At 39.1% G+C, this 21,326-nt stretch carries 23 protein-coding genes, 1 tRNA gene and 3 pseudogenes; 8 read left to right on the forward strand and 19 right to left on the reverse strand.

What is annotated here, in order from left to right:
* Window positions 1–55 precede the first annotated feature (55 nt).
* A complete protein-coding gene (locus C1642_RS08390; RefSeq protein ID WP_000795395.1) occupies window positions 56–493 on the forward strand; it encodes a PaaI family thioesterase in 438 nt (145 codons plus the stop codon).
* A gap of 14 nt (window positions 494–507) precedes the next feature.
* Here C1642_RS08390 and C1642_RS08395 read toward each other — a convergent pair whose 3' ends face one another.
* Together C1642_RS08395 and C1642_RS08400 are read right to left on the reverse strand one after the other, a co-directional pair.
* Window positions 508–936 (reverse strand): hypothetical protein, encoded by a 429-nt coding sequence (locus C1642_RS08395; RefSeq protein ID WP_213064266.1) that lies wholly within the window; start codon window positions 934–936, stop codon window positions 508–510.
* Window positions 937–977: 41 nt separating this feature from the next.
* The gene (locus C1642_RS08400; protein ID WP_085941198.1) at window positions 978–1,112 is read right to left on the reverse strand and encodes a hypothetical protein; all 135 of its coding nucleotides are present in this window, start codon (window positions 1,110–1,112) and stop codon (window positions 978–980) included.
* Window positions 1,113–1,170: 58 nt separating this feature from the next.
* On the opposite strand from C1642_RS08400, the gene C1642_RS08405 reads away from it, so the two are divergent.
* Window positions 1,171–1,246, forward strand: a tRNA-Asn gene (locus C1642_RS08405).
* Window positions 1,247–1,427: 181 nt separating this feature from the next.
* On the opposite strand, the gene C1642_RS08410 is transcribed toward C1642_RS08405, so the two are convergent.
* From C1642_RS08410 to C1642_RS08470, 13 genes and pseudogenes are all read right to left on the reverse strand, one after another.
* A complete protein-coding gene (locus C1642_RS08410) occupies window positions 1,428–2,186 on the reverse strand; it encodes an SDR family oxidoreductase (protein WP_103236189.1) in 759 nt (252 codons plus the stop codon).
* Between the two features lie 291 nt (window positions 2,187–2,477).
* Entirely contained in the window at window positions 2,478–3,122 is a 645-nt protein-coding gene (locus tag C1642_RS08415) for a tRNA-(ms[2]io[6]A)-hydroxylase (RefSeq protein ID WP_000095056.1), read from the reverse strand.
* A 6-nt stretch (window positions 3,123–3,128) separates the two neighbouring features.
* The gene (gene pdxJ / locus C1642_RS08420; RefSeq protein WP_000729414.1) at window positions 3,129–3,854 is read right to left on the reverse strand and encodes a pyridoxine 5'-phosphate synthase; all 726 of its coding nucleotides are present in this window, start codon (window positions 3,852–3,854) and stop codon (window positions 3,129–3,131) included.
* Window positions 3,855–3,867: 13 nt separating this feature from the next.
* Window positions 3,868–4,577, reverse strand: a pseudogene (gene recO / locus C1642_RS08425) (DNA repair protein RecO).
* A gap of 9 nt (window positions 4,578–4,586) precedes the next feature.
* A complete protein-coding gene (locus C1642_RS08430) occupies window positions 4,587–4,787 on the reverse strand; it encodes an NF038104 family lipoprotein (protein WP_000644486.1) in 201 nt (66 codons plus the stop codon).
* Between the two features lie 18 nt (window positions 4,788–4,805).
* Complete coding sequence (gene era / locus C1642_RS08435) at window positions 4,806–5,828, reverse strand: GTPase Era (protein WP_001985518.1); 1,023 nt, start codon at window positions 5,826–5,828, stop codon at window positions 4,806–4,808.
* Window positions 5,829–5,839: 11 nt separating this feature from the next.
* The gene (rnc, locus tag C1642_RS08440; protein WP_000160699.1) at window positions 5,840–6,532 is read right to left on the reverse strand and encodes a ribonuclease III; all 693 of its coding nucleotides are present in this window, start codon (window positions 6,530–6,532) and stop codon (window positions 5,840–5,842) included.
* The gene (locus C1642_RS08445; RefSeq protein WP_001224039.1) at window positions 6,504–6,878 is read right to left on the reverse strand and encodes a DUF4845 domain-containing protein; all 375 of its coding nucleotides are present in this window, start codon (window positions 6,876–6,878) and stop codon (window positions 6,504–6,506) included. The genes rnc and C1642_RS08445 overlap by 29 nt, the downstream gene beginning before the upstream one ends.
* A 23-nt stretch (window positions 6,879–6,901) precedes the next feature.
* Window positions 6,902–7,729, reverse strand: coding sequence for a signal peptidase I (gene lepB, locus C1642_RS08450; RefSeq protein ID WP_000344903.1), 828 nt, complete (start codon window positions 7,727–7,729; stop codon window positions 6,902–6,904).
* A gap of 70 nt (window positions 7,730–7,799) precedes the next feature.
* Window positions 7,800–9,617 carry a translation elongation factor 4 gene (lepA, locus tag C1642_RS08455; RefSeq protein ID WP_000035781.1) on the reverse strand — a complete coding sequence of 606 codons (1,818 nt, stop codon included), beginning with the start codon at window positions 9,615–9,617 and terminating at the stop codon, window positions 7,800–7,802.
* 183 nt (window positions 9,618–9,800) lie between these two features.
* Window positions 9,801–10,349, reverse strand: coding sequence for a GNAT family N-acetyltransferase (locus C1642_RS08460; RefSeq protein WP_000440273.1), 549 nt, complete (start codon window positions 10,347–10,349; stop codon window positions 9,801–9,803).
* A 13-nt stretch (window positions 10,350–10,362) separates the two neighbouring features.
* Window positions 10,363–10,818 (reverse strand): acyl-CoA thioesterase, encoded by a 456-nt coding sequence (locus C1642_RS08465; RefSeq protein WP_000094835.1) that lies wholly within the window; start codon window positions 10,816–10,818, stop codon window positions 10,363–10,365.
* A 120-nt stretch (window positions 10,819–10,938) separates the two neighbouring features.
* A pseudogene (locus C1642_RS08470) lies at window positions 10,939–12,314 on the reverse strand (Do family serine endopeptidase).
* Window positions 12,315–12,544: 230 nt separating this feature from the next.
* On the opposite strand from C1642_RS08470, the gene nadB reads away from it, so the two are divergent.
* Entirely contained in the window at window positions 12,545–14,188 is a 1,644-nt protein-coding gene (nadB, locus tag C1642_RS08475) for an L-aspartate oxidase (RefSeq protein ID WP_031993361.1), read from the forward strand.
* Window positions 14,189–14,242: 54 nt separating this feature from the next.
* Here the strand turns inward: nadB and C1642_RS08480 are convergent, their stop codons facing one another.
* From C1642_RS08480 to pabC, 4 genes are all read right to left on the reverse strand, one after another.
* Window positions 14,243–14,659 (reverse strand): PaaI family thioesterase, encoded by a 417-nt coding sequence (locus C1642_RS08480; RefSeq protein ID WP_000842540.1) that lies wholly within the window; start codon window positions 14,657–14,659, stop codon window positions 14,243–14,245.
* Between the two features lie 137 nt (window positions 14,660–14,796).
* Window positions 14,797–15,396, reverse strand: coding sequence for a dTMP kinase (gene tmk / locus C1642_RS08485; RefSeq protein ID WP_000470763.1), 600 nt, complete (start codon window positions 15,394–15,396; stop codon window positions 14,797–14,799).
* Between the two features lie 9 nt (window positions 15,397–15,405).
* A complete protein-coding gene (gene mltG, locus C1642_RS08490; protein ID WP_103236190.1) occupies window positions 15,406–16,476 on the reverse strand; it encodes an endolytic transglycosylase MltG in 1,071 nt (356 codons plus the stop codon).
* Between the two features lies 1 nt (window position 16,477).
* Window positions 16,478–17,290 (reverse strand): aminodeoxychorismate lyase, encoded by an 813-nt coding sequence (pabC, locus tag C1642_RS08495; RefSeq protein ID WP_103236191.1) that lies wholly within the window; start codon window positions 17,288–17,290, stop codon window positions 16,478–16,480.
* A 263-nt stretch (window positions 17,291–17,553) separates the two neighbouring features.
* Here pabC and C1642_RS08500 point away from each other — a divergent pair.
* From C1642_RS08500 to C1642_RS08520, 5 genes and pseudogenes are all read left to right on the forward strand, one after another.
* Window positions 17,554–18,556 (forward strand): annotated as a pseudogene (locus C1642_RS08500) (sulfate ABC transporter substrate-binding protein).
* 30 nt (window positions 18,557–18,586) lie between these two features.
* Window positions 18,587–19,195: an RBBP9/YdeN family alpha/beta hydrolase gene (locus C1642_RS08505; RefSeq protein ID WP_021511064.1), complete on the forward strand. Its 609-nt coding sequence runs from the start codon at window positions 18,587–18,589 to the stop codon at window positions 19,193–19,195.
* Window positions 19,196–19,275: 80 nt separating this feature from the next.
* Window positions 19,276–20,109, forward strand: coding sequence for a sulfate ABC transporter permease subunit CysT (cysT, locus tag C1642_RS08510; protein WP_000083115.1), 834 nt, complete (start codon window positions 19,276–19,278; stop codon window positions 20,107–20,109).
* Entirely contained in the window at window positions 20,106–20,990 is an 885-nt protein-coding gene (cysW, locus tag C1642_RS08515) for a sulfate ABC transporter permease subunit CysW (RefSeq protein WP_001048807.1), read from the forward strand. The genes cysT and cysW overlap by 4 nt, the downstream gene beginning before the upstream one ends.
* Before the next feature lie 11 nt (window positions 20,991–21,001).
* On the forward strand, window positions 21,002–21,326 hold a 325-nt coding region (locus tag C1642_RS08520), incomplete at its 3' end, for a sulfate/molybdate ABC transporter ATP-binding protein (RefSeq protein WP_146035319.1).

Here is a 21,326-nt window from a genome sequence, read left to right on the forward strand (position 1 = left end):
CCTAATTTAACACCAAGTTCCAATTTAGAACTTTAATAACTGAAGGACTCAAAAAATGAAAAATCCTATGGAAATGACAGGCCTCGAATTTTTACAAGCCATGATTGAAGGTCATATTCCACCTGCCAGTATTAGCAAAACTATTCCGATGCAACCTACTGAGATTTCAGAAGGCTCTGTAACTTTCAAAGCACAAGCAGATCATAATCACTTAAATCCTTTAGGTGGCGTACATGGTGGATTTGCTGCAACTGTTCTAGATTCAGTGACTGGCTGTGCTGTACATACAATGCTACCTGCTGGTGTGGGTTATGGAACCATAGATCTTAATGTAAAAATGTGCCGCCCTCTTCCACAAAATCAGGTTTTAATCGCTACAGGTAAAGTAATCAATTTAAGTAAAAATTTAGGTATTTCCGAAGGAAAAATTACTGATGAAGAAGGCAAACTTTATGCTTATGCAACAGCAACCTGCATGATTATTCGACCATAAAAACTAAGGCAGCTTTAAACGGCTGCCTTTTTTATTAAGTAAGGAATATCTGGGCGGGCACAAGTTTGCGCAACCACATAAGGTGCCCAAATATTCTTAAGTTGAAGCTCTATCACTTTATGATGCTGAGTAGACCAGGCTAAAACTTTATTTTTACCTAGGAATAATTCCCCTTCGAGCTGGAAAATATAGAGAGGTTTAGATTGATCTAATACCTTGGAACACTTTAGAATTTTCAATGAAGTATGCACATCCCATTTTGAACTAAACCAGAGTTGTAGTAAGTCACCTAAGTACAAATCTTGTTTTTTAAATGGAAAAGCATCGATCCATGCATCTTCTACAGGTGTGTAATAAGATTCTGGTTGATTTAAAATATTGAGATAATTGCTTTGATAAAAATCAAAATTAGAAAAAATAGAAGCAACAGTAAGTGTTTTCATACTTATCTCCGATTTAGCCATTTTAGTGCTGGCAAGTTGGTTTAAATCCACACTGTTTGGATTACTCCAAACGCTTGTTCTTTTCTGAATCTAGCAATTGAATTTTCAAAGTGCAAGTAATTTATGATCTCACCTTTCAACTGGTCAAATAAAAAGCATACAACACAAAAATGAATGAAACATGACGATTTTTACTTGACCCTTGTCAAAATCTCCTTATAATCGCATGCAGATTCTCCCATAGCTCAGTCGGTAGAGCGACGGACTGTTAATCCGCAGGTCCCTGGTTCGAGCCCAGGTGGGAGAGCCAAATACTAAAAAGCCCGCAGCATTAAAGCGGGCTTTTTTATTGCTCTCTATTACAGTATACCTATAAAAAATCCTCTACTACGTGTAGAGGATTTGCTTTTCATAATTCAAATATTTACCAGATCGAATCATCAGTTCTAGACTTAGGTGACCTTCTACGCTTAGATCTTTTTAAAATTACATTATTCCACTTCTACAACTTTTAAAGGGTTAAAAGTCTGAGTCGTTGGCATCATTTCTATACGGTTAATATTAATATGCGGTGGTTGTGATGCGATCCATATTACTGTATTTGCAATATCTTCCGGTAAAATTGGATTTTTCTTATCGTATAGACTGGTAGCTTTCTCCTGATCTCCCTTAAAACGTACAAGAGAAAATTCGGTACCACCACACAACCCTGGCTCAATATTCGTTACTCGCACGCCAGTACCAGCCAAATCTGCACGTAGATTTAAACTAAACTGCTCTACAAAAGCTTTTGTTGCCCCATACACATTACCACCTGGATATGGGTATGTACCTGCAATTGAGCCCATATTAATGATTAAGCCTGATTTCTTCTTTACCATACTTGGTAAAACTAATCGGGTAACCGTAACAAGGCCTTTAACATTGGTATCAATCATGGTGTACCAATCATCTAAATCCGCTTTATCTGCTGGCTCTAGACCCAATGCCAAGCCTGCATTATTCACTAATAAGTCAATTTGATCGATTTGAAATTCATTTGATAATTCTTTAAATAACTTATTTATATTTTCTGCCGTATCAGTCATATCAAATACGAGTGGGTAGAAATTTTCGCCAAGCTGTTTTTGTAGTTCTTCTAATTTTTCTGCGCGTCTTCCACATCCAATAACTTTATAGCCTGACTCAATCAGTTTCTTTGAAATACTATAACCAAAACCTGCTGATGCGCCTGTAACTAATGCTAACATTCTTATATCCTTAGAAATAATCAACTGCTTCAGTTGAACTCATGATGAACATATCAGCCTTTATATTTACACAATATTTATTATTAGCCTAAAAAAATAAAAGTTTTTTTAAAAATTTTAAGAGAAATTTAAATCTGTAAAAAATATATTTATTAAATAATGATATGCATTAAAAAACTAAATTGGGCCTTACTAAACCTTAAAAATCGACTCAAACTATTTAGAAGTTAGAGCTACTTAATAAAAAAGTTTACCGTGAAAGGTAAACTTTTTAACTTGAGGTATCCAAGCTTATGCAGGGATACCACTATGAAAACGGAAAGTATCATCTGGAGTCAAAATCAGATTCTTTTCAACTTCACGGATATGTTCAATACGCTGTTGAATATCTTCTTCAGGATCTTTCATTTTGGCAGTTTTTGCGACGTCAAGCGCTAGTGCTAAATAGTCTTCAAAATGACGAGATTCTGACTTAAGCAAGTAACGGTAATAGCGTCCTAACTCATCATCAACACGCGGAGCAAGCGCATAAAAGCGTTCACATGAACGTGCTTCTACAAAAGCCCCAATCACGAGAACATCAATTAGAGCTTCTGGTTCATATGTGCGGATTTCTTTTCGTAAGCCACCTGCATAGCGTCCAGCACTTAAACCTTTCCACTCTTGCCCACGTTTTGTCATAAATTCTAGAACTTGTTCATAGTGAAGCATTTCTTCACGTACAAGCTGGGCAAGCTTAACTTGTAGGTCCGTAAAAAAACTATAGCGGAACATCAAGTTCATGGCTGTACCCGCTGCCTTTTTCTCACAGTTAGCATGATCTTGCATCAAGATGTCTAAATTATTAACAGCCTCATCCAACCATTCTTTTGGGGTTTGGCACCCTAAAAATGCTAATACAGGCTGCATTAATTCATCGTAATTGATACTCGACATTACTACTTATCCTGCTGCCTGAATCGCTGTTTTCATGTCTTTCACCGCCTGTACTAGCCCAACAAAAACACTTTCCGCAATAATTGAGTGACCAATATTTAACTCATGAATTTGTGGAATTGCCGCAATTGGAGCAATATTTTTCAGATTCAAACCGTGACCAGCATTTACAACCAAACCTTTTGAAGCTGCGTATTCTACACCTTTTACGATGCGAGCAAGTTCTTCTTGTTGCTCTTGCTCTGTTGTTGCATCTGCATACGCCCCAGTATGTAATTCAATAGTAGGCGCTCCACAAGCAATGGCTGCATCAATTTGAGCAAAATCAGCATCAATAAAGAGTGAAACATCACAACCAATGGCAGCTAAAGCTTGAGTTGCAGCTTTAACTTTTTCAAAGTTACCCACTACATCTAAACCGCCTTCTGTTGTAACTTCTTGGCGTCGTTCTGGTACAAAACACACATGTTGTGGTTGAATTTCTTTCGCAAACTCAACCATTTCATCAGTTACGGCCATTTCAAGATTCATACGTGTTTTCAATAATGGACGCATACGGCGCACGTCATCATCTTGAATATGTCTGCGATCTTCACGCAAATGCAAAGTAATCCCCTCTGCACCCGCTTGTTCACAAATAAGAGCAGCTTCTACAGGGTCTGGGTAAGCAGTACCGCGCGCCTGTCTTAAAGTAGCAACATGGTCTATGTTTACACCAAGCAATGCAGCCATAAAAAAATCCTAATTACGATTGAGTTTGAGTATTTTGAATCCACAATTGTCGACTTTTTAGGGGACGGTCACCTAAAAGCGATGTAATCATTTGACGGTATAGTTTACCTAATAATTGCAATTGTTCGTGAGAAAAATCCTGTCCCTGCTCATAATCCAGCATGGATAAAATTGCTTTTCCTGACAACGGCGACTTGCCTGAACAATGGGGGCAAATCCTTCATTCACTTGAAACTGATAAAACTGTTGAGGCAAAATTTCTTTTTGTGAGCTATCAATTGAGAAATCAATCGCATAGCCCAGCTCTGCAAGCAAGATATGCTCAAATTGCCTCAAGATCTGTCTAAGAAATAAATCCGGATTTTCATGAGAAGATAGCTGCTGGAGTTGAAGCAGCGTTAACTGGTATTGTTCAAAAGTTTGTGGCATTGCCTCTTCTAGTGGGCAAAGTCTAAGAACAATTTCGTTTAAATAGAACCCTGCAAAAAAAGCATCGCCAAAAAAGAAAACCGGCTGATTTAGTATTTCCAGCTTTGTAAAATTTTTGAGCTCACTTTTGCCTGTGGCTTGCAAACGGATTGGCTGATATTGAGGAGGCGGAGTCTGTCTTAAAATACCATCAACCCGCCCATATTCTTGAGTGAAGAGATGCACAATATGGCTTTTTTCACGGTATTTACGATGGTGAATCATATATCCATGTAGGACTTCATTGCGCATCATAAAAAGAAACTATTCCTCAGATTCTTTTTCTTTTTTATCGTCATCATCACCATCAGGAATTACAGCCCCTACAACAGCAGCTGTACCCTTCACTACACCTTTAGTCGTTTTATAAGCAATACCTACTGGTACGGTTACAAGCTTATATACACAACCTTGCAACATCAATGTACATCCAACGATAATCAATATTGATGTAATTGCTTTCATACCAGTATTCCCTACTTTTTAGATATCACTATATCCTAAACTTTTTAAAGCACGTTCATCATCAGACCAACCGCCTTTGACCTTAACCCATAAGGTAAGCATGATCTTTTGTTCGAACATTTTTTCCATGTCTTTACGTGCATCCATGCCAATTGTTTTAAGCTTGGCACCTTTTTCACCAATTACAATCGCTTTTTGACCAGGACGATCCACAAAAATAGTTGCATCAATATAGGTACATGCTGGTTTTAAACGACCAGTTTTTTCATTAACAGTTGCCTCTTCCGTTTTGAAAGATTCAATTTGTACTGTTAAATCATAAGGTAGCTCTTCACCCAACTGACGCATGATTTTTTCACGGATGATTTCACTTGCCAAGAAGCGCTCTGAACGGTCCGTAATTTGATCGAATGAATATAAAGGTGGCTGATAAGGAAGATATTTTTCAATCGTTTCACTTAAGTGCTCTAAGTTTGCTCCACGGAGTGCAGAAACAGGAACAATCTCAGCAAAATTCATAAGTTTGGCACGTTCTTGAATTAAAGGGAGAATCTCTCTCTTATCTCCAAAAGTATCAGCTTTATTAATCACCAAAATAACTGGCATATCAGCATTCTTGAGTTTCTCAAGCACTAAATCGTCATTTTGAGTCCACTTGTGAGCATCAATAACAAATAAGACTAAATTCACGTCACGTAACGCAGAATGCGCAGCACGGTTCATCATTTTATTGATTGCACGTACTTCTTTCTTATGCATACCTGGGGTATCGACATAAACCGCTTGCATTTTTTCACGCGAATCAATACCAATAATTTTATGGCGTGTCGTTTGAGGTTTACGTGAAGTAATAGAGAGTTTTTGGCCCAATAAATGGTTCATGAGGGTAGATTTACCCACATTTGGACGTCCTACAATCGCCACAAATCCGCTCTTAAAATCCGAAGGAATTGTAACGCCTTTGGAACTAAAAAATTGATCAATCAGATTGTTTGGATCTTGGTTTTCGTTTGAATCTGGATTGATTTGATCAGAATGCATCGACATGCAGGTTATTGCTCCAATAACTTTAAAATTTCCGCCGCTGCTGCCTGCTCGGCAAAACGACGACTTGACCCCTCACCATGAATTTTTGATAAACCATCTACCAAACATTCGACTTTAAAGTGCTGATGAGGCGCATCACCCTGAATATCTACAACCTCGTAAACAGGGAGAGGTTTTTTACGTGCTTGTAGATACTCTTGTAAACGTGATTTTGGATCCTTGAGTTGATCTGTTGGCTCAATATGATCTAAATAAGGCGTATACCATTTTAACACAATATCTTTGAGTAGGTTCAGATCACTACTATCAAGATAAATTGCACCAATAATAGCCTCCACTGTGTCAGCCAATATTGACTCACGATGATGACCACCAGATTTCAACTCACCTGTGCTTAATATTAAACACCGACTAAGTTGCAAATCGGTTGCAATTTTACCTAATGCTTCCTGACGTACTAAAGTCGCGCGCATACGCGTTAGTCGCCCCTCATTTTCATGAGGGTACGCATGGTATAAATAATTGGCGATAATCATCCCCAACAGTGAATCGCCCAAAAATTCCAGACGTTCGTAGTTATACTTATGACTCACCGAACGATGAGTCAAAGCCAACTGTAGCAATTCAGGCTGCTTAAATTGATAACCGATTCGACTGAGTAAGCGAGGATCACTTAGCTTGAACTGATGTTTTGTCAAAACTCTTCTCAAATGTTAAAACTAAATCAATATTCAGTAAGAAAGGCTTTCTTACCTCATATTTCTTTTTGACTGTTAGACTTGGCTGGTTAAACACTTCAGCAATCTCTTTAAAATGCAGATCACGAATGTTGTTCATTTCCAGTCGTTGGTCCATCTGTGTCATAAACTTTTGGGGTGTGATATCAGCAGAGCTTTGTTGCATAAGCTCTGTAATCTGATTATTAATCACACGATCATCCCAATATGCTGGCCAAACTGCAAGTACGGCTTTCACCGCAATTGCAAATATGACCACCCCAAATAAAATTGCTAAATACGAAGTACCCTGTTGTGCCTTACGCATTTTTGTTTTCCTAATGGTTGTTTTTAATCTATTTTCCCATTTCGGTTAAAGCTTGGCAGGTGGAAACCAGGTTCTTTATGCATCCAGACATAGAAAGCTCGGCCTGTTAAATTTTCTTCAGGTACAAAGCCCCAGAAACGACTGTCAGCACTTTGATCACGGTTATCCCCCATTGCAAAGTAATGTCCTTTCGGAACTGTTACTTCCCAATATAAACCGTCTTGGTTTGCATATTTACCATTATCAACATAGTTGATAAATGGTGCCTGACGCGCAACATTTACGCCTTCAAGCTCACGCATCGTAAAAGTATGATCACCAATTGTTTCTTTATGATAAATAGAAGTTGGTGTATCTAAAGCATCTTTTTCGCGACTAAACTGTGTTGGTACTTTAGGAATTTTTTGACCATTAATAATCAATTGTCCATGATCATAAACAATATGGTCACCAGGTAAGCCAATTACACGTTTAATATAACTAATAGTAGGTTGTGGTGGATAACGGAATACAATGACATCACCACGTTTCGGTTCACCGACATCAATCACTTTTTTATTGACGATAGGTAACCGGACACCATAGTCAAATTTATTAACTAAAATAAAATCGCCAGTCTCTAAGGTCGGAACCATAGAGTCTGATGGAATATTAAATGGTTCATAAAGAAATGAGCGAAGTACAAGCACAACAGCTAAAACCGGCCAAAAGTCATAGGCCCATGTAATAACAAAATTTTCGTTCTCTCGCCCTTTATTTGCACGCTGTTTAAAAACAAGCTTATCTAGCAACCACACTGCAAATAAAATCAGCGTAACAGGAACAAGAATTAAATTAAAATCAAAATCCACAGGACCTCACTCGCAGCTTAGCTGCTTGCCTTGCGGCTGGGAGAATATAAGTTCATCCCAGCCTTTTCTCTTATCTTTCTACTTTCAAAACAGCTAAGAACGCTTCTTGTGGGATTTCTACACTACCCACTTGTTTCATACGTTTCTTACCTTCTTTTTGTTTCGCAAGTAGTTTCTTCTTACGAGACACGTCACCGCCATAACATTTTGCTAAAACGTTTTTACGCATCGCCTTCACGGTCGAACGAGCAATAATTTGTGCACCAATAGCAGCCTGAATTGCGACATCGAACATTTGACGTGGAATCAAATCTTTCATTTTCTCAACTAAAGCAATACCACGATGACGAGCATCATTACGGTGACAAATCATTGCAAGCGCATCGACCTTCTCACCATTAATTAACACGTCAACCTTAACTAAAGATGAACTCTCAAAACGAATAAAGTTATAGTCAAGTGAAGCAAAACCACGTGAACATGATTTAAGCTTATCAAAGAAGTCCATAACCACTTCAGCCATAGGAATTTCAAAAGTAATTGAAACTTGATTACCTAAGAATTTCATGTCTTTTTGTACACCACGGCGCTCAATACATAGGGTCATGACGTTACCTAAGTACTCTTGCGGTACAAGAATATGACACTCTGCAATTGGCTCACGCAAATCTTCAACAACAGAACCATCCGGCATTTTAGATGGACTATCAATATAGATCGTATCGCCTTTTTTAGTGACAGCTTCATACACTACCGTTGGCGCTGAGCTGATCAAATCAAGGTCATACTCGCGCTCTAAACGCTCTTGTACGATTTCCATGTGCAACATGCCCAAGAAACCACAACGGAAACCAAAACCAAGCGCATCTGAACTCTCAGGTTCAAAGAATAAAGCCGAGTCATTGATCTGTAGTTTTTGTAGGGCTTCGCGGAATGGTTCAAAATCGCTTGCATCAATTGGGAAAAGACCTGCGTAAACCTGAGGTTTAACCTTTTTAAAACCAGGAAGTGAAGCTACTTCAGGGGTTGTTGAAAGCGTGATGGTATCACCTACCGGCGCACCAAAAATATCTTTAATACCCGCGATAACAAAGCCTACTTCACCAGCTTCAAGCACGCCAGTTTCAGTATGTTTAGGGTTGAATACACCTACCGATGTAACAATATGAGTCTGACCAGTAGATTTAACCAACATTTTGTCGCCCTTGCGGATACGACCATCTTTAATACGAACTAAAGAGACAACACCTAAATAGTTATCAAACCATGAGTCAATGATTAATGCCTGTAAAGGAGCCTCACGGTCACCTGTAGGAGCAGGAATAACATCAACTAATGTTTCTAAAACACCTTCAACGCCTAAGCCTGTTTTTGCAGAACATGTAGGTGCATTGGTTGCTTCAATACCGATAATTTCTTCAATTTCATGAATAACGCGCTCAGGCTCTGCTTGCGGTAAATCAATTTTATTTAAAATTGGAAGAACTTCGAGACCTTGCTCAATAGCGGTATAACAGTTTGCAACTGATTGTGCTTCTACACCTTGTGCAGCATCCACAACCAATAACGCACCTTCACAAGCAGCTAATGAACGAGATACTTCATAAGAGAAGTCAACGTGCCCTGGAGTATCAATAAAGTTAAGCTGATATTCCTGCCCGTTTGGATGAGTATAGTACAACGTCACCGAAGCAGCTTTAATGGTAATCCCACGTTCACGCTCGAGCTCCATTGAGTCCAAGACCTGAGCTTGCATCTCACGATCTTGCAGGCCACCACACATCTGAATAAAACGGTCAGCCAAAGTAGACTTACCATGATCAATATGAGCGATAATCGAGAAATTTCGGATATTTTTGATATCAACGGATTTTTTAGCTTGCGCCATGGGCTACCTTGAGAAAATATAAAGTGCTATGTAGCTTGTTTTAATACATAGCCAAAGCGGTTTAACAAATTGCGAGAGATTATAGCAGATTGCAGAAATGAAAAAGATATAAATTATTTCTTTTAAAAAAAGCTTTTAAAGTTCTCTATATAACCAGCTATTGTTCGTCTGAGAAAAGTTAAATTAATACAGCTTCAACTCAAATTTGAGTAAATCCCCCCCTAATGTATTAACAGTATGGTTGACTGTTGTTCCAATTAATTCAAATCCAAGTCTGTTTGCAACTTGTTGTGACCTCACGTTCTTTTCAAATATTTCAGCCCAAATATATTTTATTTTTTTCCTAAACAATTGCTCTTGCTTCAGATACTGAATTAATCCTATAAGTGCTTCTTGCATATAACCCACACCCCATGCATCAGGATGAAGCTCATAACCAATGACTACACCGAAATCATCATTAATTTGCTTAATACTGTTTACACCGCATGTGCCAAATATAATTCCATCATGTTTATGACGAATTGCATGCCTAAAACCTAGCTGCTGATCCCATTTCTTATGCATTTTTTCAATCAAAGCTTCTGCTTCCTCTAAGGAAGTAAAAGCTTTTAAATCATAGAATTCAAGTACTATGGAATTTGAAAATAATTCAAAAATGAACTTTAGATCATCTTCTTTAAGTTCATTTAAAATTAGTCTATCGGTTTCAATCGAAAATAAACGCTCCAAATTCCGACCTCTCTTAATTACTACTATATGAAACAGTAAAATCTAAAGGATTTATACTTGAATCAAGAGGTTTATAAGCCTGTGTAAAAGTCGGCGACATACGTTTAGGTCGACCTGAAGCGATTTCAATACATGCCCATTTGGTATTTCCGACGAACAAAATTGCCTGATCAGAAGGACGGAAAAAGGCATACTGACGAAATGAATACAGAGCATTAATATCATCTAGCCATGTCCGCAGCACAATTTCTTCACCTTCAAACGCAGCTTTACGGTATTGCACATGGTGTTCAACCGCAACCATTGCATGTTTTAGCTCTAGATATTTGGTTACTCCTACCCCTAATGTTTCCACATGAGCAGCAGCGACGTCTTGCATCCACTGGACATACATTACATTGTTAACATGCCCTAAAGCATCAATATGCTGTGGCTGAACCTGAATATGTAAATCGAAAATACTGCTCACAAAACACCCACTTTAATCATTAAATTCAAAGCTAAAATTTAATTAGCTAGATCGAACATTATGCCGAATACAAATAATAAAAAACCACCCATTTTCAGGGTGGTTCATTTTTATAATATTTTACTGAATACGTAAACCAAGCATTGCTCGTTGTCCTTGACGAATAATCCCAACTCGCGCAACTGTATTTTTCGGCAAATTCGAAACAACTTTTGCAAAATCCTGACTATTTAGAATTTGAGTATTATTAACCTGAATAATCACATCCCCAGGAATGATATTTGACAATGATGCTAATCCACCACGGCGGACATCTTGTACATAAATACCACCTTTTATACCTAAAGCATTTTTCTCTGGCACAGCGAGATCACGAATACTCATTCCCAATACTGGGCCTTTAGAAGCAGAGGTTTGATTACCGGTAGCAGGTGTTTCATCCGGTGCAGTTGCTAGTGTTGCCGAGATATTTCGGGTTTTATCATCGCGTAAAACTTCAAACTGAACAGTTTGGTTTGGTTGTACTTTATTTAATGCATAAAGCAAATCACTAGTACGCAGTACAGAAGCACCATTTAATTTTAGAATAACATCGCCAGCCCTAAGCCCTGCTTTTTGTGCAGGTGAATTTGGAGAAACCTGAGTAATCAGAGCACCTTCCGGTTTAGGCAATTTATAGGCATCTGCAAGGTTACGGTCAATATCTTGCATCATAACGCCTAGGTAGGAACGAGTCACTTTCCCTTTCGTTTTAAGCTGTTCAGCTACATCCATCGCAACATCAATTGGAATAGAGAAAGACAGACCCATATACCCCCCCGTACCACTAAAGATACGTGAGTCACGCCGACAACTTCACCATTTTGGTTAAACAATGGACCACCTGAGTTACCAGGGTTCAACGCCACATCGGTTTGAATAAATGGTACAGAGGTTTCACCGCTCATGTTACGTGATTTAGCGCTGACAATACCTGCCGAAGCTGAATAATCAAAACCAAATGGTGAACCAATTGCTAAAACCGGCTCTCCTACACGTAAACGGTCAACATTTCCTACGCGTAAAGCAGGATAGTTAGTTCCGTTTACCTTTAATAATGCAACGTCTGTCCGCTCATCACTACCGACCACTGTTGCATCAATTTCACGACGGTCATTTAAAGTAATACTGATGCGGGAAGCATTTTCAATTACATGGTGGTTCGTAAGTAAATAACCATCTTTACTAATAAAGAACGCACTACCATATGCGGTTTTCTCTTGAGGACCTTGTTGCTGTGGAATGATGACCTGATTACCAAAGAAACGTTTTAAAATTTCAGGTACTTGCTGTTGTAGCAGTTCATCCTGAGTCATTTTTTTTACAACGTTTACACTCACCACAGCCGGACTAACTTGTTCAACGAGGTTTGAAAAATCAACAGCAGCATTTGCTTGAACAGCAGCAACTGTAAATACCGCTGCATACATTCCTTGTTGTAAATAGCGAGATTTCATTCGGTGCTCACCCACAATTGGTCTACGAGAATAAGAATAAAACTTTTGTATCACAATGCTTTGGAATTGTGCGTAACAATATGTTTATTTGTAAGGCATCCTCATCACGTTTATTTTACACATTGCAATTTTTTAAGCTAATTGCAATTTTTCTGTGACTTAGAGCGCTTAAGCTCTTGCCTTTTTAGGTAAAAAGGGGTGTCATTAGCGGACGTTTTAAATTGATGCGAATGGACATGCCTAATCAACAGACAATTCACCACTTTGACGTGATTATTGTGGGCAGTGGCGGTGCTGGTTTAAGTCTGGCTTTATCGTTACCAAGTCATTTTAATATTGCAGTTTTAGCTAAAGCTGCTTTAACTGAAGCAAGTACCTTCTATGCACAAGGTGGTGTTGCTGCGGTGCTTGATGAAACTGACTCTATTCAACAACACATTAATGACACTATGATTGCAGGTGCTCATTTATGTGAAATGGATGCAGTCCAGCATACTGTAGAAGGCGGCCGTCCTTCTGTTGATTTCCTTTTAAAGCAAGGCGTTCAGTTTACCTTAGATGAAGATGAACAGCTTCATTTGACTCGTGAGGGTGGCCATTCGCAGCGCCGTATTATTCATTCTGCTGATGCAACTGGCAAAGCTATTTCAACCACTTTGGTTGAACGCGCCAAAGAACGCAAGAATATTACTATTTTTGAAAACTACATTGCGATTGATTTAATCACGTCGCATAAATTGGGTCATACAGATCAAGCAAATCGTGCTATTGGTTTGTATGCACTAGATGAAAGTACTGAAAAAGTTCATACCTTCCTTGCCCCATTTACCGCACTTGCTTGCGGCGGCGCAATGAAAGCTTACCTTTATACATCTAATCCGGATATTGCTACTGGTGACGGTATTGCGATGGCATACCGTGCAGGTTGCCGTGTTGCCAATATGGAATTTAACCAGTTCCATCCAACCTGCCTTTACCATCCGCAAGCACGTTCTTTCTTAATTACTGAAGCCATGCGTGGTGAAGGTGCTTACTTACGTTTACCAGATGGCGAACGTTTTATGCTACGTTTTGACGATCGTGCAGAGTTAGCTCCTCGCGATATTGTGGCACGTACCATTGACCATGAAATTAAACGTCTCGGTATTCGCCATGTGTGGTTAGACATTACACACAAATCGCCTGAGTTTATTAAAGAGCACTTCCCTACACTTTATGCACGATTGCTTGAGCTAGGTATCGACATCACTAAAGATATGATTCCGGTGGTGCCGGCTGCACACTATACCTGTGGTGGTGTTGTGGTTGACTCAAATAGCCAGACTGATATTGAAGGTCTATATGCAATTGGTGAAACCTCTTATACGGGTTTACATGGTGCAAACCGTATGGCGAGTAACTCATTACTTGAATGCTTCGTTTATGGCATGAGTGCAGCAAAAGATATCGAAAGTAAGTTTGATAAAAACTTCAAATTACCGGAAGTACCCACTTGGGACGATTCTCAAGTAACCAATCCAGATGAAGATGTCGTGATTTTACAAAACTGGGATGAGTTACGTTCGACCATGTGGAACTACGTTGGTATTGTAAGAACCACAAAACGTTTAGAACGTGCTTTACACCGTATTGAAATGCTAAAGCGCGAAATTACTGAATATTATCAAGATTATCGTGTCAGCAAAAACCTGATTGAACTGCGTAATCTTGTACTTGTTTCTGAAATGATTGTTCGTTGTGCTATGCACCGTAAAGAATCACGTGGCTTACATTACACACTTGATTATCCGGAAACTTCGAGTGAGATTCGTAAAACGGTTCTGACGCCTCCAAACTTTGCAGTAGAGCAACCTTTGGTGAATACTAGTGTATAAATAGTTTTTTATAAAAAAGCACGGTTCATGCCGTGCTTTTTTATTACTTAAGATTTATGGTCTAGGTGGAATTGAGTAAGTCGCGGTCACATGTGCCACGGGTTCCTCTTGCCCTACTGAATAAATCCAGACCTCACCTACGACTAAGCTCTTTCCTACTTTCATGAGCTTACATTCACTGCGTAAGTCTTGATCACCTGCGGGTTTTCTCAGGAAATTAATATTAAAATTGGTGGTTACAGCTAAACCAATAATTCCAATTTCACCGAGTATTGCAATATATAAAGCAAAGTCTGCCAAAGTCATCATAGTCGGGCCAGATATAGTACCTCCCGGACGTTGATGTCTTTGGTCAACGTGATAATAAACAACGGCAGCTTTAGAAGTGACTGATTCAATCGTGCAATGTTCCAAACTTTGTGGGAATTCCTTTTCAAGAAATGCCACAATTTCTTCTTTTGAGCTTTTCATCCTTGTTATTCTTCAATTTTAAACAGTAATTAAAATAGCATAAGATACTGCCCAATATTTTCTATGACGTTTAAAACCAGATTTCTTGTCATTTTTCACCACTCCCAAAAAAATATGAGAGTGGGTAATCCCATGGCTTATGCTAAATATTGTAGAGCTTGCTCGAACACCTGATCAGGGCTTTGTGTAGCATCTAAACGTTTAATACGCTCAGGCTCAGCTTTCCATAAGGTTTCATATCCTTCACGAACCTTAGTAAAGAAGCTTAACTTTTCCTGTTCAAAACGGTCTAAAGCTCCGCGTTCACGTGCACGGTTCATACCAAGTTCAATTGGTGCATCTAACCAAAAAGTCACTTCTGGCATGCGTGAAACGAAGTTCTGGTTTAAAAGCTGTAATTTGTCTTGGCTTAAACCACGACCGGAACATTGATAAGCAAAACTCGCATCGGTAAAACGATCACTTAATACAATTTTATTAGACTCTAATGCTGGCAAAATAACTTGTTGTAAATGTTGAGCTCGTGCCGCATAAATTAAGAGCAACTCAGTATCATGACTCATATTTTCATCATGATTCACTGCCAAAAGCATCGAACGAATTTGCTCAGCTAACGGTGTTCCACCCGGCTCTCGAGTTAAAACAACTTGTTTACCTTGTTCTTCAAAATGCTGATGAATTTTTCGAATGAGTGTAGTTTTTCCTACCCCTTCCGTGCCTTCAAAGCTAATAAACATCTCTTTTCCTTATTTCTTCGATCTCAACACGGATAAATACTCTTGCACTGCTTGGTTATGTGCTTGCAAGTCTGCCGTAAATTTATGTCCACCATTACCAGTCGCTACAAAATAGATGTTATTTGAATCATCTGGATGTAACGCAGCCTCAATGGCTTTTTGGCTTGGCAGTGCAATTGGAGTTGGCGGTAACCCATTAATTGTATAGGTATTATATGGTGTTGGTGTACGTAAGTCTTCGCGAGTAATGTTACCCTTATAGTTTGCACCCATACCATAAATTACGGTTGGATCAGTCTGTAAACGCATACCGAGTTTTAAACGACGCACGAAAACCCCTGAAACTTGTGTAAGTTCGCTATCGAGGCTCGTTTCTTTTTCAACAATAGAAGCCATGATTAAAGCTTCATACTTATCTTTATAAGGTAAATTCGGTGCCCGCTTTTCCCAAGCCGCATCTAAGGCTTTCATTTGACGATGGTATAAATCAGTCAGGATTTTCTTATCGGTCTCACCTTTAGCAAAGAAATAAGTGTTGGGTGCAAACAGACCTTCAGGATGATGATAAGGAATACCTAAAGCCTTCATAAGCTGGTCATCTGATAAATCCAATATCGTATTTTTTACATTTTTATCGTTTTTTAGTGCTGTAATCAGCTGCTTAAAAGTTGTTCCTTCAATCACTAGAACACGGTTCATCTGGGCATTATCAGCATTAGATAACATCTCTAATACTTGTCTTACGCTCATTCCCTGCTCTATCTCATATACACCAGCTTTCATACTGTCATGAATCATAAACTTTTGATAAAGCTTAAGTACAATTGGGAAATGGATTTTATTTTCTTTGGCTAAGCGATCAATAAAACCAGAATAGGTCTCACCTGATGTGATCGATAGCATCTGCTTTTTCCCTTCAATAGGATAAGCTTTAAATAAACTTGACCATAAAATAGCAAAAATAGAAATTAAAACGATAAAACAGCCAATCAGCACTAACTTTTTTGGAAAATTAGATGCTGTTTTCTTGCCCTTTTTTTTAGCATTTTTTGCTTTCGCATTCACAGGTGGCTTCGGCATATTAATGAATCTTATTCAAGTTAAGAGTATGAAATAAATTTAGGCACGCCTGTGACTCTAGAATTTGTTCACTGATTTGAGTAACTACTCGCATTGGATGTAAAGCATTACAAAAGAATAGACTCTGTATTTGTGGTACTTCATCTAGCTCAATTATTCTGACTTCACAGGCAATTCCGTAGTGCTGCATACGCGCCAAAATTTCTGCACGCATCACACCGTGGACGCCATTATAGCGAAGTTCCGGAGTAATCCATCTATCATTTAAACGAATAAAACAATTACTGCTTACCCCTTCAACAATATAACCTTGTACATCAGTTACTAAAGCTTCAACCCAGCCTTGTTGATCTGCTTCTTTTTTTAGCAATACCTGCTCAAGACGGTTTAAGGATTTAAGCCCAACTAAACTCGGCATGGTTAAACCTAAAGCCTGATTTAAAACTCCACACTCAATAAAATCTGGCTGGAACTGCTCCAATGCTTTTGGATAAAACCAGATATAAATATCTGCCGCATGCTTTGGCAAACTATAGCCACGATCACCTTCACCACGGCTAATCACAATTTTTAAAGTCCCGTTGAGCACGAGATTCTGATTTTGTAGATGCTGCAAACTTTGTTCGATTAACTCAAAATCTGCAACCAAAGATAATTTTTGGCAAGCAAGTTTTAGACGTTCCCAGTGCCGTGCTTTAAGCTCAATCTTATTTTGAAAAACACGAATTGTGGTAAAGCAGCCATCCCCATAATGAAATGCCCGGTCCAATAAAGGAATGGTCTCTACAGGTTGTCCATTTTTAAAACACCACATGTTTAATCCGTCCTTTATTTAAAACCACCCAACAATACAACACCTTTCATTTAATTAATAAATGACTGATTTTAAAAAATTATACCGATTTAAGAGAAACTTTTGAAACTTGTTATATATCAAGATTTAAGAATAACTTATCCATTTTTATTATTTCTATATTTTTCATATTAAATTCGTTTTTTATTATTTTTTTAGAATAAAGACTAGCGCTATTCTGCGTTCATGTTTTGAACATTTCGTATTTTTTGAGGGGTTATCTCATGCGTTTTTCTCAGTTAAAAGTCGGGGTTATTGCTGCATTACTTTCTGTTTCATCGTTTGCAGCTCAAGAATTCTTAAACGTTTCTTACGATCCAACTCGCGAGTTATATACAGATTTCAACAAACAGTTCGGTACTTACTGGAAACAGCGTACCGGTCAAGATATTGAGTTTAAACAGTCACACGGTGGTTCTGGTAAACAGGCTCGTGCAGTGATTGATGGCTTAAATGCTGACGTTGTGACATTAGCACTAGCTGCTGATATTGATGAAATTGCTGAAAAAGCAAAATTGCTTCCAACAGACTGGCAGAAAAAGTTACCGCAAAACTCTACTCCGTACACATCAACTATCGTGTTTTTAGTTCGTAAGGGTAACCCTAAACAAATTAAAGATTGGGGTGACTTAATCAAGCCAGGCGTGGAAATTATTACGCCAAACCCAAAAACTTCTGGTGGTGCACGTTGGAACTATCTTGCCGCTTGGGCTTGGGCAAAACATCAAGCAGGTGGTAACGATGCAAAAGCACAAGAGTTTGTTCGCCAAATTTATAAACACACCAAAGTTTTAGATTCAGGTGCCCGTGGTGCAACCACTACATTTGCTGAACGCGGAATTGGTGACGTATTACTGGCTTGGGAAAATGAGGCACATTTAGCTATCCGTGAACAACCTGGCAAGTTTGAGATTGTGACGCCATCTTTATCTATTTTGGCTGAGCCGCCAGTTGCAATTGTTGAAAAAAATGCAAAAAGGCAACTTAACTATTGCAAAAGGTTACCTCAACTATTTGTACTCACCTGCTGGTCAAGAAATTGCAGCACGTAATTTCTACCGTCCTCGCAATGCAGCTGTACTCAAAAAATATAGCAATGTATTTAAGCCATTGAAACTTGTCACCATTGATAAAGAGTTTGGCGGTTGGACAAAAGTACAAAAGCAACACTTTGATAATGGTGGTGTTTTCGATCAAATCGTGAAAATCAATAGTGCAGAGAAGTAATTCTTTGTTCTAACGATAAGGAGAACAGACATGACACACACTGTAATTGTTCCGGGTGTAGGTGGAAGTGAACATCAACATTGGCAATCTTGGTTGCAGCGTCAACTCGTGTCTAGTTCTCGCGTTGAGCAAAAAAACTGGGATAGACCCGTATTAAGCGAATGGATTGAGCAATTCGTTAACACAGTTCAAGCAGTACAAACACCAGTCCAAATTGTTGCGCATAGTTTCGGCTGCCTAACTAGTGTTGCTGCCTTAGCAGAGCATCCAGAGTTACAACTTCAAGTTAAAAAACTGATTTTGGTTGCTCCTGCAAATCCGGCACGTTTTGGTGAAGCGGGATTTGCCCGTCATAGTTTGACTGACTACAAAGATTATTTTCATCAGCTAAAAATTAATGTGCCTGCAATGCTACTCATTAGTGAAAATGATCCATGGTTAGACTTTTTTGATGCTTTACAGCTTGCGAAATCTTGGCAATTAACCCCGATTAACCTTGGACAAGTTGGTCATATTAATGTTGCTTCAGGTTTCGGTCCGTTTCCTGACTTACTGAATCATCTACTTCCTGAAGACTCGATGTGTAGCCACTCATCTATTGATCCGGTAAAGACACATTTCTCTTTGAAATTTGCTTAATACCTAGCTTTATACCGCGCCGTTTATCTTTATTTATTCGCTTACTGGTTTCAGCAGGCTTTTCTCTTTGAGGAAATATCATGTCGCAGCGATCCCGAGTGCTGCCTGGGTTTGGTCTATCATTGGGCTTCACCCTCGCTTACGTTTCTTTTATTGTGCTTATTCCATTAGCCGCAGTCTTTATAAAATCATTTGGAATCGGATGGGACGGACTATGGGAAATTTTAACCTCTGAGCGTATTTTAAAATCGCTTCAACTCAGCTTTAGTTCAGCCTTAATAGCGGCATTTATTAATGTTGTTTTCGGGCTACTTTTAGCTTGGTGCCTTGTCCGTTATAACTTTCCCGGAAAGCGTCTGGTTGATGCCTTAGTGGACTTACCTTTTGCACTTCCAACAGCGGTTGCAGGCATTGCGTTGACCTCACTCTATGCGCCTACAGGCTGGATCGGTCAATATTTAGAACCACTTGGTATTCAGGTTGCATATACCCCCATCGGGATTACGCTAGCTTTAGTGTTTATCGGCATTCCTTTTATTGTTCGAACCGTTCAACCGGTATTAAGCGATATTGAAACTGAACTTGAAGAGGCAGCTTCCGCACTCGGTGCAAATCGTTGGCAGACCATTACCAAAATTATTTTACCAATATTACTCCCTGCCCTATTTACAGGCTTTGCTTTAGCATTTGCTCGCGGTGTAGGTGAATATGGTTCTGTAATTTTCATTGCAGGTAACCAGCCGTTTAAAACTGAAATTGCTCCGCTTATGATCATTTCTCGCCTCGAAGAATATGACTATGCAGGTGCAACGACTATTGCAGCAGTGATGTTGGTTCTCTCTTTCATTATTTTATTTGTCATTAACTTACTTCAAGCATGGGCAAACCGTCGTACAGGGAGAAATGTCACATGAACCTACATACCGACAGCAATGCACTTGCCTTGAAATTGCAATCTCGTGACGCGACACGTGAACCAACTTGGGTACGTTATACGCTCATTACAATTGCACTGATTTTTTTCCTTAGCTGCCTCATGCTGCCACTTATTCTGGTTTTTGTTGAAGCATTTAAACAAGGCCTTGAAGTCTATGTTCAAGCTTTAATTGATCCAGATACGTTATCAGCAGTGAAATTAACACTATTGACCGCAGCAATTGCCGTTCCGATTAATGTGATATTTGGTGTTGCCGCTGCATGGGCTGTTTCCAAATTTCAGTTTAAAGGTAAAGCAATTTTAACCACCATTATTGATATGCCTTTTTCGGTTTCACCTGTTATTGCAGGTTTAATGATTGTACTGATTTTCGGTGCTCAAGGCTGGTTAGGCGGTTGGCTCATGGAACATGACATCAAGATTCTATATGCCGTACCTGCCATTGTTTTAGCGACCATCTTTATTACAGTTCCATTTGTGGCGCGTGAGTTAATTCCACTTATGGAAGCGCAAGGAACTGAAGAAGAGGAAGCAGCGATTGTACTCGGTGCATCAGGTTGGCAAACCTTTTGGAAAGTCACACTCCCTAACATTAAATGGGGTCTGATTTACGGCGTGATTTTGTGTAATGCCCGTGCAATGGGTGAGTTTGGGGCAGTATCAGTAGTTTCTGGCCACATCCGTGGTGAGACCAATACCCTACCTCTTCATGTCGAAATTTTATATAACGAGTACACCTTTAGTGCAGCTTTTGCGGTGTCCTCACTACTTGCTTTCTTGGCACTATTAACACTGATTTTAAAAACCTGGTTAGAACTACATCAAGACAAACCAGAACCGCATTCAACTGATTCGTAAGGAATGAAATCATGAGTATTCAAGTTAAAAATATTGAAAAACACTTTGGTGCATTCCATGCGCTTAAAAATATTTCACTCGATTTCCCAGAGGGTGAACTGGTTGCCTTACTCGGCCCATCTGGCTGCGGTAAAACGACGCTACTTCGTATTATTGCGGGTTTAGAGTCAGCAGATGGTGGTCAAGTCTTACTAGAAGGCGAAGATGCAACCAATGTACATGTCCGTGAGCGTCAGGTCGGTTTTGTTTTTCAGCACTATGCTTTATTCCGTCACATGACCGTATTTGACAATATTGCCTTTGGTTTACGTGTCCGTCCTCGTGCCACACGCCCAT

The organism is Acinetobacter sp. AKBS16, assembly GCF_002899995.1.
GTDB lineage: Bacteria > Pseudomonadota > Gammaproteobacteria > Pseudomonadales > Moraxellaceae > Acinetobacter > Acinetobacter baumannii.

What these genes read in the sequence shown, in the direction of transcription:
- cysW (WP_001048807.1), top strand. Translation starts at nt 20,106, where the DNA reads ATGAACCTACATACCGACAGCAATGCACTTGCCTTGAAATTGCAATCT.
- C1642_RS08480 (WP_000842540.1), bottom strand. Translation starts at nt 14,659, where the DNA reads ATGAAAAGCTCAAAAGAAGAAATTGTGGCATTTCTTGAAAAGGAATTC.
- era (WP_001985518.1), bottom strand. Translation starts at nt 5,828, where the DNA reads ATGCATTCTGATCAAATCAATCCAGATTCAAACGAAAACCAAGATCCA.
- C1642_RS08445 (WP_001224039.1), bottom strand. Translation starts at nt 6,878, where the DNA reads ATGCGTAAGGCACAACAGGGTACTTCGTATTTAGCAATTTTATTTGGG.
- lepA (WP_000035781.1), bottom strand. Translation starts at nt 9,617, where the DNA reads ATGGCGCAAGCTAAAAAATCCGTTGATATCAAAAATATCCGAAATTTC.
- C1642_RS08430 (WP_000644486.1), bottom strand. Translation starts at nt 4,787, where the DNA reads ATGAAAGCAATTACATCAATATTGATTATCGTTGGATGTACATTGATG.
- C1642_RS08390 (WP_000795395.1), top strand. Translation starts at nt 56, where the DNA reads ATGAAAAATCCTATGGAAATGACAGGCCTCGAATTTTTACAAGCCATG.
- C1642_RS08415 (WP_000095056.1), bottom strand. Translation starts at nt 3,122, where the DNA reads ATGTCGAGTATCAATTACGATGAATTAATGCAGCCTGTATTAGCATTT.
- mltG (WP_103236190.1), bottom strand. Translation starts at nt 16,476, where the DNA reads ATGCCGAAGCCACCTGTGAATGCGAAAGCAAAAAATGCTAAAAAAAAG.
- C1642_RS08505 (WP_021511064.1), top strand. Translation starts at nt 18,587, where the DNA reads ATGACACACACTGTAATTGTTCCGGGTGTAGGTGGAAGTGAACATCAA.
- C1642_RS08410 (WP_103236189.1), bottom strand. Translation starts at nt 2,186, where the DNA reads ATGTTAGCATTAGTTACAGGCGCATCAGCAGGTTTTGGTTATAGTATT.
- nadB (WP_031993361.1), top strand. Translation starts at nt 12,545, where the DNA reads ATGGACATGCCTAATCAACAGACAATTCACCACTTTGACGTGATTATT.
- pabC (WP_103236191.1), bottom strand. Translation starts at nt 17,290, where the DNA reads ATGTGGTGTTTTAAAAATGGACAACCTGTAGAGACCATTCCTTTATTG.
- tmk (WP_000470763.1), bottom strand. Translation starts at nt 15,396, where the DNA reads ATGTTTATTAGCTTTGAAGGCACGGAAGGGGTAGGAAAAACTACACTC.
- C1642_RS08395 (WP_213064266.1), bottom strand. Translation starts at nt 936, where the DNA reads ATGAAAACACTTACTGTTGCTTCTATTTTTTCTAATTTTGATTTTTAT.
- cysT (WP_000083115.1), top strand. Translation starts at nt 19,276, where the DNA reads ATGTCGCAGCGATCCCGAGTGCTGCCTGGGTTTGGTCTATCATTGGGC.
- pdxJ (WP_000729414.1), bottom strand. Translation starts at nt 3,854, where the DNA reads ATGGCTGCATTGCTTGGTGTAAACATAGACCATGTTGCTACTTTAAGA.